We start from the raw sequence: 11,197 nt of genomic DNA on the forward strand, positions 1-11,197 counted from the left end.
GGGGCCCGCGCCTAAAGGGCGGGCCCCCCGCCCCACCGCGATGCGCAACGCGCAGCGCAAAACCTGACATGTGGCGCAGCCGCATGGCCTTTGGGATCCGCCGTTCCCCAGACACGGACGCGTTTTTTTGCGCCCCACCTCACTATTCGCGGTAAATTCCCTGCGTTTTTGATTTGCGCGCTCCGCGCCAAGCGGGCAAAAGGCCCGTGATGGCAAAACAACTCGATTATCATACGATCCGCGAGATCTTCACCCGCTTTCAGGACGCCGAAGCCGAACCCAAGGGCGAGCTCGATCACGTCAACGTCTACACGCTGGTCGTGGCGGTCGCCCTCTCGGCGCAGGCCACGGATGCCGGCGTCAACAAGGCCACCAAAGAGCTCTTCAAGATCGCCGACACGCCGCAAAAGATGCTGGACCTCGGCGAAGACGGGCTGATCGAACACATCAAAACCATTGGTCTCTATCGCAACAAGGCCAAGAACGTCATCAAGCTCTCGCGCATTCTGGTCGAGCACTATGGCGGCGAGGTGCCAAACTCCCGCGCCGCGCTTGAAAGCCTGCCGGGCGTTGGCCGCAAGACCGCCAATGTGGTGCTGAACATGTGGTGGCACTATCCGGCGCAGGCCGTGGACACCCATATCTTTCGCGTCGGCAACCGCTCCGGCATCTGCCCTGGCAAGGATGTGAACGCCGTTGAGCGCGCCATCGAAGACAATATCCCGGTCGATTTCCAGCAGCACGCCCATCACTGGCTGATTCTGCACGGCCGCTATCACTGCAAGGCCCGCAAACCGCTCTGCGGCACCTGCATCATCCGCGATCTCTGCCTCTACGAGGAAAAGAACCTATGACCAAGACCTACCAGCTGGTTGGCATCGGCAATGCCGTTGTCGATGTGATCTCCCATGGCGATGACAGCTTCCTCGAGCATATGGGCATCGAGAAGGGTATCATGCAATTGATCGAGCGCGACCGGGGCGAGGTGCTCTATGCCGCGATGACCGACCGGGTGCAGACCCCCGGCGGCTCGGTCGCCAATACCATCGCGGGCGCCGGTGCACTGGGGCTGGAGGCCGCCTTTATCGGTCGTGTACATGATGATGCGCTGGGGCGGTTCTACGCCGAGGCGATGCGCGAGGATGGCGTCGATTTTGTCAACGCGCCCGTCGCCGGGGGCGAGCTGCCCACCTCGCGCTCGATGATCTTTGTCTCGCCCGATGGCGAGCGTTCGATGAACACCTATCTCGGCATTTCCTCCGAGCTGAGCTCTAACGACGTGCCCGATACGGTCGCAGGTCAGGCCCAGATCATGTTCCTTGAGGGCTATCTCTTTGACAAGGACAAGGGCAAGACCGCCTTTATGGAGGCCGCACGGGACTGTCGCGCGGGCGGCGGCAAGCCGGGCATCGCGATTTCTGATCCCTTCTGCGTCGAGCGCCACCGCGCCGACTTCCTCAAACTGATCGCCGAGCTGGAATTCGTGATCGGCAATGAGGCCGAGATCAAATCGCTGTTTGAAACCGACGATCTGGAGGCTGCCCTGTCCAAGACCGCCGCCATCTGCCCGCTGGTGGTCTGCACCCGTTCTGGCGATGGGGTCACCGTGGTCAGCGGCGAGACCCGCATCGACGTGCCGGTGACCAAGGTCACCCCGGTCGATGCCACCGGCGCCGGCGATCAATTCGCCGCCGGTTTCCTGTTCGGCCTGGCCACCGGGCGCGACCTGGAGACCTGCGCGCGCATCGGCAACGCCTGCGCCGCCGAGGTCATCAGCCACATCGGCCCGCGCCCGCAGGCCGATATGCGCGCCATGCTGCAAAACTCCGGGCTGCTCTAAGGCTTCACATGCCCTCGCCTGCCGCGCGTGTCGCAGGCGAGGGCTCCTGGCGCGCGAATAACCGGCCTGTATCGCCCCCTGCGTGCATTCGCCCACTTGCAAGCGCGCGTCTAAAGGCCCACTTTAAGGCCAGACCTGAGCCGGGGCCCGCAATGAACGCGCGTATCAATCGAAAGCTGACCACCATTCTGGCCGCCGATGCGGAGCAGTTCAGCACGGCCATGACCGTTGACGAGGTCGGCACCTTCACCAACCTGCAAGCGGCGCGCGACGTGTTCTTTCGGCTGATTGATCGCCACGGCGGACGCGTGGCCAATACCGCGGGCGACGGGTTGATCGCCGATTTCCCCTCGGTGGTGGAAGCGGTGCAATGCGCCATTGAAGTGCAGCAAGAGCTGGCCGCGCGCGACGGCGGGCTGGGGTTTCGCATCGGGCTGCATCTGGGCGATGTGATCTGCGATGGCGACGACCTGATCGGCGATGGCGTGAATCTCGCCGCCCGGCTTCAGACCATGGCCAAACCCGGCGGCGTGCTGATTTCGCAGCAGGTCTATGATCAGGTGCGCAACAAGCTCAGCATCGGGTTTGAATATCTTGGCGAGCAGCGCCCCCGGAACCTGACCGAGGATGTCGCCGTCTATCGCGTCTCTACCGGCTCGGCCGCGCGGCTTGGCCCGCAAGTGCACCGCCGGGAGGCCCCGCGCACCAGCAAAAGCGCCCAGGTCTGGAGCGACCCGGATCCCTTTGCCGATGCCCCTACCCGCAGGTTTGCCGCCCCCGATACGGACGATGATACGCGGCTGCGTGGTCTCGACCGGCTGTTTGGCCGTCGCCTGTCCTATGACAAGACAACCCGGCGGCTGGGCATCGTGGCCGCAGGCCTGTTTCTCATCGACATTCTTGGCGGCAGCGGCATCTGGGCCCATTGGCCCATTCTGGCGCTGCTGACAATGATTGCCCTGCGCGACCCGGAAACGGTGTTTGGGCGCAGCGAGCTGCTCTCGCTGCCGATGCGCACCTGGACCATCGGCGGCTTCCTCTTGATGGTCAACCTGTTCACCTGGCACGGCTATCCCTGGTCGCTCTGGCCGATCAGCGCCATGGTCATCCTGGCCCTGATCCGCCGCTGGACTTCCCAGCCGGAGTAACCTCATTGTTTCGGCTAGGACCCTTGCGAAGGGCGCAGCCGCTGTGGATGGCTCAGACCAAGGGCACCGCCTTCAGAACGATATCATCAAGCCCCGTCCCATCGGTTTGGGCATAGCTGCGCAGCTGTTCCCGCATCCGCGGCTCCCAGAAATCGGCAATATGTGCCGCGACCTTTGCCGGTGCGTCCTCGCCCGGTTGGGTCTTGAAAAAAGTGGCAATCTGATTTGCCATACGGATCATTTTGTCAGGCGACATGAACGGCCTCGTCGATAATTCTGTGGGGATGGGAGAAAACGTCAAACGCCCCGTTGCGGGCGAAGGCGGCAAGCGTGATGCCCGCCTCCTCGGCTAGGCGCAGGGCGGCGGCGGTGGGCGCTGAAACGGCAATCAGGATCGCAATGCCAGCCAGGGCGCATTTCTGCACCAGCTCGATCGACACCCGTGAGGTCATGACAACCGCGCCGGAGGCCGGATCAATCCCCTGATGCAACAGCGCGCCGATCAGCTTGTCGAGCGCATTATGGCGGCCCACGTCCTCGCGGGCAAAGGCGATGCCGGCCCCCGGAACAAGAAACCCCGCGGCATGGGTAGCACCGGTCAGCTGGTGCAACGTCTGATGCGGGCGCAGCGCATCACTGGCACCGGCCACATCGCGCGCCGTGAGCCGCAGATCAGAGCGCACCCGCGGCACCGGGCGCGCGGCCTGCTCCAGACTGTCGATCCCACACAGCCCGCAGCCAATCGGCCCGGTGGCGCTGCGCCGTCGCGCCAACATCGCATGCGCCCGGTCCTCGCTCAGCCAGGCGCGCGCCTCAAGCCCCTGGGGGTGCTCGACGATTTCGATCTCGCTGATCTGCGCAAGATCGGTGACCACCGCTTCGGTCAGGGCAAAGCCGCGCAGAAAATCCCCAAGGTCCCCTGGCGTTGCCATCATCACCGCCTGCGTGGTGCCATTGAACACCAGCGCAACGGGCACCTCCTCGGGCAGGGCGCGATGAATGTCGCGCGCGCCCTCGGCTCGATGTGCCCGCCCCGGGGTGCTGACATGCGTGCGCATCCTCATTCTGCCGCGGGCAGGATGCGGCGCGATCGTTCTGCCTGGGCGGCATAGTCCTCCTGCCAATCGGTCGGGCCATTGGAGGGCGAGACCTGCACCGCCGTCACCTTGTATTCCGGGCAGTTGGTGGCCCAGTCGGAATAATCGGTGGTGATGACATTGGCCTGGGTGTCCGGGTGGTGGAAGGTGGTATAGACCACGCCGGGGCTGACCCGATCCGTCACTTTTGCCTTCAGCGTCGTCTCACCGGATCGCGAGGCCAGCCGGATCCAGTCGCCATCCTTCAGGCCCCGGTTCTCAGCATCATGCGGGTGGATCTCCAACACGTCGCCATCATGCCAGACCACATTGTCGGTGCGCCGGGTCTGCGCGCCGACATTGTATTGCGACAGGATCCGCCCGGTGGTGAGCAGCAGCGGGAAGCGCGGGCCGGTCTTTTCATCCGTGGCCACATATTCGGTGACGATGAACCGCCCCTTGCCGCGCACAAAACCATCCACATGCATCAAGGGCGTGCCCTCGGGGTGCGCCTCGTTGCAGGGCCATTGCACGCTGCCCTTTTCCTCCAGCAGATCATAGGTCACCCCCGCAAAGCTGGGCGTGGTGGCGGCAATCTCCGCCATGATCTGCGCCGGATGGGTATAGCTCCAGCCCGCGCCCATCGCATTGGCCAGAAGCTGCGTCACCTCCCAATCGGCATAGCCGTTCTTGGGGGCCATGACCTTGCGCACCCGGTTGATGCGGCGCTCGGCATTGGTGAAGGTGCCCTCCTTTTCCAGGAAGGTCGAACCGGGCAGGAAGACATGCGCATAATTGGCCGTCTCGTTAAGGAAAAGGTCATGCACGATGACACAGTCCATCGCCGCAAGCCCCGCCGCCACATGTTTGGTGTCGGGGTCCGATTGCAGGATATCCTCGCCCTGACAATAGAGCCCCTTGAAGCTGCCCTCCACCGCCGCATCCAGCATGTTGGGAATGCGCAGGCCGGGTTCCGGGTCGATCTCCACCCCCCAGGCGTTTTCAAAAATCGCGCGCACCTCGGGCAGTTTCACATGGCGATAGCCCGGCAGTTCGTGCGGAAAGGAGCCCATATCACAAGAGCCCTGCACATTGTTCTGACCGCGCAGCGGGTTCACACCGACGCCGGGGCGGCCGATATTGCCGGTCAGCATGGCGAGGTTGGCAATGCCCATCACGGTGGTGGAGCCCTGGCTGTGCTCGGTCACCCCAAGCCCGTAATAGATCGCGCCATTGCCACCCCGGGCAAAGGTGCGGGCCGCCGCGCGCAGCTCCTCTGCCGGAACGCCGGTCAGAAGCTGGGTCGCTTCGGGGCTGTGACGCGGATCGGAGATGAACTCCGCATAGAGCTGGAACTCGTCCCAGTCGCAGCGGGTGCGGATGAAATCCTCATCCATCAGCCCTTCGGTCACGATCACATGTGCCAGCGCGGTGACCACGGCGACATTGGTGCCCGGTGTCAGCGCAAGGTGGTGGGCGGCCTCGATATGGGCCGATTTCACCAGATCAATGCGGCGCGGGTCGATCACGATCAGCCTGGCCCCGGCGCGCAGGCGTTTTTTCAGCCGCGAGGCAAAGACCGGATGGCCGTCGGTCGGGTTGGCACCGATGACAATCACCACATCCGTCTGTTCAACCGAGTCAAAATCCTGCGTGCCAGCCGAGGTGCCGAAGGTCTGCCCCAGCCCATAGCCGGTCGGCGAATGGCACACCCGCGCGCAGGTGTCGGTGTTGTTGTTGCCAAAGACCGCGCGGGTCAGCTTTTGCACCAGAAAGGTTTCCTCGTTGGTGCAGCGGCTGGAGGTAATGACGCCGATGCTCTGCTTGCCATGTTTCTCCTGCAACCCGCGCAGGCGGGTGGCGGCAAAGCTCAACGCCTCGTCCCAGCTGACTTCGCGCCAGGGCTCGTCGATGGTGTCGCGGATCATCGGGTTCAGGATGCGGTCCTTGTGATTGGCATAGCCATAGGCAAAGCGCCCCTTGACGCAGCTATGCCCCCGGTTGGCCTTGCCGTGCTTGTAGGGCACCATGCGCACCAGATCGTCGCCCTGCATCTCGGCCTTGAAGGAACAGCCGACACCGCAATAGGCGCAGGTGGTGACCACGGCGCGATCCGGCGTGCCCATCTCGATGATGGATTTTTCCTGCAAGGTCGCCGTCGGGCAGGCCTGCACGCAGGCACCACAAGACACGCAATCGGAGGACAGGAAATCATCTCCCGCGTTGCCAGCCGACACCCGGCTGTCAAATCCCCGGCCCGAAATCGTCAGGGCAAAGGTGCCCTGCACCTCTTCGCAGGCGCGAACGCAGCGGTTGCAGACGATGCATTTGGACGGATCATAGCTGAAATAGGGGTTGCTATCGTCCTTGGGCAGCCATTCGGGATTGGCCTCGCCGCTGCTGTTGCGTGCCGTGAAATGGTTCGCGAGCCCGCCATTCTCCGGCGCCTTGTAGCGTACATCGCGCAGGCCCACGGCGCCCGCCATGTCCTGAAGCTCGCAATCGCCATTGGCAGCGCAGGTCAGACAATCCAGCGGGTGATCAGAGATATAAAGCTCCATCACCCCCTTGCGGATCTTGCGGACCTTGGCGGAATTGGTGTCCACCACCATGCCCGGCGCAACCGGCGTTGTGCAGGAGGCCGGCGTGCCGCGTCTCCCCTCGATCTCCACCGCACAGAGGCGGCAGGAGCCAAAGGCCTCCAGGTTGTCAGAGGCGCAGAGCTTGGGCACGGAAATGCCGATCTCGGCGGCGGCGCGCATCACCGATGTGCCCTCGGGCACGGTGACCTCGAAGCCGTCGATGGTCAGAGTGACGGGCTTGCCCAGCTTGGCGGGGGTGCCCATGTCGCGGTCGTCTGGAAGGATGAAATCTTTCATTCTGCGGCCTCCTTCAGGCGGGCGAAATCATCGGGGAAATGGGTAACAGCGGACATCACCGGGAAGGGCGTGAACCCGCCCAGCGCACAGAGCGAGCCGTCCTTCATGGTCTCGCAGAGGTCCGTCAGCAGTGGCAATGCGGTGGGATCGCCTTCGGCAATGCGGTCGATGGTCTCCACCCCGCGCACCGAGCCAATCCGGCAGGGCGTGCATTTGCCACAGCTCTCGACGGCGCAGAATTCCATCGCAAAACGCGCCATGCCCAGCATATCGGTGCTGTCGTCAAAGACGGTCAGACCCGCGTGGCCGATCAGACCACCCGCCTGATCGAACTCCTCATAGCCCAAGGGCGTGTCGAACTTGGAAACCGGCATATAGGCGCCCAGCGGCCCTCCGACCTGCACCGCCTTGACCGGATGGCCGGAGGCGCTGCCGCCGCCCAGATCGTTGACAACCTCGCCCAGCGTGATGCCAAAGGCGGTCTCAAAAAGGCCCCCACGGGCGACATTGCCCGCGATTTGCAGCGTCACCGTCCCACGCGACCGGCCAAGGCCGAAATCAGCATAGGCTTGCGCGCCTTTCTCGAAAATCACCGGCACGGTGGCCAGCGAGATCACGTTGTTCACCACGGTCGGACGGCCAAGAAAGCCCTCCAGCGCGGGCAATGGCGGCTTGGCCCGTACCACGCCGCGCTTGCCTTCAAGACTGTTGAGCAGCGAGGTTTCCTCGCCGCAGACATAAGCGCCCGCGCCCTTGCGGATCTCCATGTCAAAGGCCCGGCCCGAGCCCAGCACATCAGCGCCCAGGAGGCCCTTGGTGCGGGCGATCTCCACCGCGTGGGACATCACGGCGATGGCGTCGGGATATTCCGAGCGCAGATAGACATAGCCCTTGGTTGCGCCCACGCCGAGGCCCGCGATGATCATGCCCTCGATCAGGGTGAAGGGGTCGCCCTCCATCAGCATCCGGTCGGCAAAGGTGCCGCTGTCGCCCTCGTCGGCATTGCAGACAATGTATTTCTGCGTCGCTTCGGCGTCATGCACGGTCTGCCATTTGATGCCGGTCGGAAACCCCGCCCCGCCTCGCCCGCGCAGGCCGGAGGTCTTGACCTCCTCGACGATCTCCTGCCCCGACATGGCCAACGCACGCTTGAGGCCAAGCAGACCGCCATGCGCCTCGTAATCGGCCAGCGACAGCGGATCGACGACGCCGACACGGGCAAAGGTCAGCCGGGTCTGGCGCTGCATCCAGTCCAGCGCCTCGACCGGGCCAAGCGCCTTGGCGCTGCTGCCGTCAAGGATCGCGGCCACGTCACCGGGCTCTGCCGGGCCAAAACCGTGGCGGAGCCCGTCAATCTCGATCTCGACCAGCGGCTCCAGCCAGATCATGCCGCGGGTGCCGGTGCGGATGATCTCGGCCTGGGGTGCGGCAGCGCGCAGGGCGGCAACCACATCCTCGGCTCCCAACGCCTTGGCGGCGCTGTCCATGGGAACGTAAATCTTCATGCGCCTGCCTCCGCCAGCATCTTGTCCAGTTTCGCCGCATCAACGCGGCCAACAACCTGATCATCCAGCATCGCCGCGGGCGCGCAGGCGCAGAGACCCAGGCAATAGACCGACTCCACCGTAACCTTGCCGTTTGCAAGCGTGCCGTGCCAGTCCAGCCCCAGCTTGGCCAGAAGCGCCTCTGCCAGCGCGTTGCCGCCCATCGACTGGCAGGCCTCGGCGCGGCAGATTTTCAGCACATGATGGCCAGCGGGCTGCGCGCGAAAGTCGTGATAGAAGCTGATCACCCCGTGCAGTTCGGCGCGGGTGATGTTCAGGGCCTCGCAGATCGGCGCATGCGCCAATTCGGGAATATAGCCAAAGGCGTCCTGCAAGCCGTGCAACAGCGGCAAAAGCGGCCCCTCAAGGGCGCGGTGCGCGTCAATGATCTGCGTGACGTCTTCTATTGTGATGGCGGTGGCATGTGGGGCCATAGCTGTCGTCCTCCGATTTGTCTTCGGTTGACGCATTTGGCGGGGCCGCAATCAATAACGCTGTTCCGTAGACCAATAGGCGTTTTCAATCAAACCGGCTCAACCAGGCGCTGAGCCGCCGTCAAAAGCGCCTCCAGCAAGGGGGTGCGCGGCTCGCGATGCGGCAGGATCAACCCCACCTTCTGGCGCGGCGGCGTCCCCTCGAGCGGCACCAGCGCAAGGTTCTTGCCCCCCGACAGGAAACTGGCGACCGCTTCGGGCAGCACCGTCATCCAGCTCCCCAGCGCGACGCTGGACACCAGGGCGATGATCGAATTGGATTCGATGCAGGTTCTGGGCGTGATGCCGCTTTGCGCGAAAAGCTGATTGATGATCCGGCGATTCTGCATATCCGGCGTCAGGAGCGCCAGGGGCTGGTCTTCCAGCTCCGCCCAGGCGACCGTGGTCTTGTTTGCAAAAGGCGAGCTTCGGGCACAGACCAGGATATAGTTCTCGTCATAAAGCTCGGCGGTCTCCACACGGCCAAGCGGCTCGTTCTCCAGATAGGTGATCCCGGCGTCGGCCTCAAAATCCTCCAGCATCTGGAGGATCTCGCGCGAATTGCGCGACAGGATGGTGAAGCGCACGTTGGGATGGCGCTCCAGAAAGGCGGTGCAGAGATGCCCGGCCCAGGTCTGCGCGGTTGGGATCACCGCCAGCCGGACCTCGCCGGTCAGCCCATGTTTGCTGATCCGCATCTCGTCGCGCAATTGCCGCGCGTCATCGACGATCCGCTTGGCCCAGCCCAGCGCCGTCTGCCCCTCCGGCGTCAGCCCGCCAAAGCGCGAGCCCCGGTGAACAAGCTGCACGCCAAGCTGCGCCTCCAATTGCTTGATCCCCGAAGAGAGGGTCGGTTGCGCGATGTTCAGATGCTCCGCCGCGCGGCCAAAATGGCTTTCGCGGGCCAGGGCGATGAACATTTCCAGCTTGTCCAGCATGGTCGGATCTTTCGTCAAAATACCCCCGCCCCACCCCAATACCGGAGCCGGACAGAGCTGTTGATGGGATCGGCCGGGGCAGTGGCGCCGCCCCGGCCCTTGGCTCTATTCGCCGGGAACCGCTTGCAATTCCGGCTCGTCGTGGTGGTGATGTTCCTTGACCGGCTTCATCAGCAGGTTGGCAAAGAAGGCCACAACCAGCAGTGCCGCCATGCAATACATCGTGGTGTTATAGAGCGACGGCGTCGGGTCGATGGTGCCCGCAGGCGCGATCTCCATCAGCTTGCCAATGGTGACGGTCTTGGCCGCGACCAGCTGATCGAGCTGCGCCAATGGCGCGCCGAACTTGGCCGCAAAGGCCGCAGGGTCCACCTTGGCCGCGAGATCCTGAATGGCGCTGGTCACCGACATCTGCCGCAAGGAGGTGATCGCCAGCGGCCCCAGAACACCCGCCGTGGACCAGGCCGTCAGCAGGCGTCCGTGAATGCCGCCCACATGCATGGTGCCGAACATATCCGCCAGATAGGCCGGGATCGTCGCAAAGCCGCCGCCATACATCGAGAAGATGATCATCGTCGCAGCGTAGAACCCGATCAGATAGATCATCGCCGGGTTGGTCGCCACCGCGCTGGCGAAATAGGGGATCGACAGGTACAGCAGCGTGCCCAGCACGAAGAAGCACATATAGGTCGCCTTGCGCCCGATATAATCCGAGGTCGAGGCCCAGAAGAAGCGACCGCACATGTTGAAGACCGAAATCATCAGCACATAGGTCGAGGCAAAACCGGCGGTGACCACCAGCGGCATCACGGTGCCGAAAATCTCCGACATCATGGTCTTGGCCACTCCGATCACGCCGATCCCGGCGGTCACGTTGAAGCAGAGCATGACCCAAAGCTGCCAGAACTGCGGTGTTTTCAGCGCCTGGTCGATATGCACATTGTTCTGGCTCACCATGCCGGAGGCAACCGGCTTCGGGTTCCAGCCCGCAGGTTTCCAATCCTTCGCCGGGACCCGATACTGAAAGGACGCGAGCATCATCACGACGAAATAGACCACGCCCAAGGTCATGAAGGTCTGCGCCGCCCCGGTTGCACCGGTGCCCACCACATAGACCCCGGCCTGCCCGCCGAAATCAGCGGCCTGCGTGGCGGAGGCGATGACCACCTCGACACGGCCCGCAGCGGTTTCGGCAAAGACCCGACCGCCCTCGACCACCGTGCTGACCGCGTCCTGCGCGCCGAGGAACTCCGGCGCCTTCGCATAGAGGCTCAGCAGCCAGCCCTTGACCGGGGCGGC

10 protein-coding genes are annotated in these 11,197 nt (G+C 63.9%); 3 read left to right on the forward strand and 7 right to left on the reverse strand.

The genetic code is table 11. The annotated features are described in order from the left end of the window. The first annotated feature begins 209 nt into the window (after positions 1-209). From nth to HCZ87_RS17335, 3 genes are all read left to right on the forward strand, one after another. Positions 210-854: an endonuclease III gene (nth, locus tag HCZ87_RS17325; RefSeq protein WP_167645779.1), complete on the forward strand. Its 645-nt coding sequence runs from the start codon at positions 210-212 to the stop codon at positions 852-854. Next, positions 851-1,840 (forward strand): adenosine kinase, encoded by a 990-nt coding sequence (locus HCZ87_RS17330; protein ID WP_167645781.1) that lies wholly within the window; start codon positions 851-853, stop codon positions 1,838-1,840. The genes nth and HCZ87_RS17330 overlap by 4 nt, the downstream gene beginning before the upstream one ends. Positions 1,841-1,992: 152 nt before the next feature. Further along, positions 1,993-2,988 (forward strand): adenylate/guanylate cyclase domain-containing protein, encoded by a 996-nt coding sequence (locus HCZ87_RS17335; RefSeq protein WP_167645783.1) that lies wholly within the window; start codon positions 1,993-1,995, stop codon positions 2,986-2,988. A gap of 52 nt (positions 2,989-3,040) precedes the next feature. Here the strand turns inward: HCZ87_RS17335 and HCZ87_RS17340 are convergent, their stop codons facing one another. The 7 genes from HCZ87_RS17340 to HCZ87_RS17370 all read right to left on the reverse strand — a co-directional run. Further along, positions 3,041-3,244 carry a formate dehydrogenase subunit delta gene (locus tag HCZ87_RS17340; RefSeq protein WP_167645785.1) on the reverse strand — a complete coding sequence of 68 codons (204 nt, stop codon included), beginning with the start codon at positions 3,242-3,244 and terminating at the stop codon, positions 3,041-3,043. Next, positions 3,234-4,046 carry a formate dehydrogenase accessory sulfurtransferase FdhD gene (fdhD, locus tag HCZ87_RS17345; RefSeq protein ID WP_167645787.1) on the reverse strand — a complete coding sequence of 271 codons (813 nt, stop codon included), beginning with the start codon at positions 4,044-4,046 and terminating at the stop codon, positions 3,234-3,236. The genes HCZ87_RS17340 and fdhD overlap by 11 nt, the downstream gene beginning before the upstream one ends. A gap of 2 nt (positions 4,047-4,048) precedes the next feature. Beyond that, positions 4,049-6,943 (reverse strand): formate dehydrogenase subunit alpha, encoded by a 2,895-nt coding sequence (gene fdhF / locus HCZ87_RS17350; RefSeq protein WP_167645789.1) that lies wholly within the window; start codon positions 6,941-6,943, stop codon positions 4,049-4,051. Next, positions 6,940-8,448, reverse strand: coding sequence for an NADH-ubiquinone oxidoreductase-F iron-sulfur binding region domain-containing protein (locus HCZ87_RS17355; RefSeq protein ID WP_167645791.1), 1,509 nt, complete (start codon positions 8,446-8,448; stop codon positions 6,940-6,942). The genes fdhF and HCZ87_RS17355 overlap by 4 nt, the downstream gene beginning before the upstream one ends. Beyond that, positions 8,445-8,921 carry a formate dehydrogenase subunit gamma gene (locus tag HCZ87_RS17360; RefSeq protein ID WP_167645793.1) on the reverse strand — a complete coding sequence of 159 codons (477 nt, stop codon included), beginning with the start codon at positions 8,919-8,921 and terminating at the stop codon, positions 8,445-8,447. Before HCZ87_RS17360 ends, HCZ87_RS17355 begins: the two co-directional genes overlap by 4 nt. Before the next feature lie 89 nt (positions 8,922-9,010). After that, positions 9,011-9,898: a LysR family transcriptional regulator gene (locus tag HCZ87_RS17365; RefSeq protein WP_167645795.1), complete on the reverse strand. Its 888-nt coding sequence runs from the start codon at positions 9,896-9,898 to the stop codon at positions 9,011-9,013. Positions 9,899-10,003: 105 nt separating this feature from the next. Next, on the reverse strand, positions 10,004-11,197 hold a 1,194-nt coding region (locus tag HCZ87_RS17370; RefSeq protein ID WP_167645797.1), incomplete at its 5' end, for an MFS transporter.

The organism is Phaeobacter sp. HF9A (genome assembly GCF_011806385.1).
Taxonomy (GTDB): domain Bacteria; phylum Pseudomonadota; class Alphaproteobacteria; order Rhodobacterales; family Rhodobacteraceae; genus Epibacterium.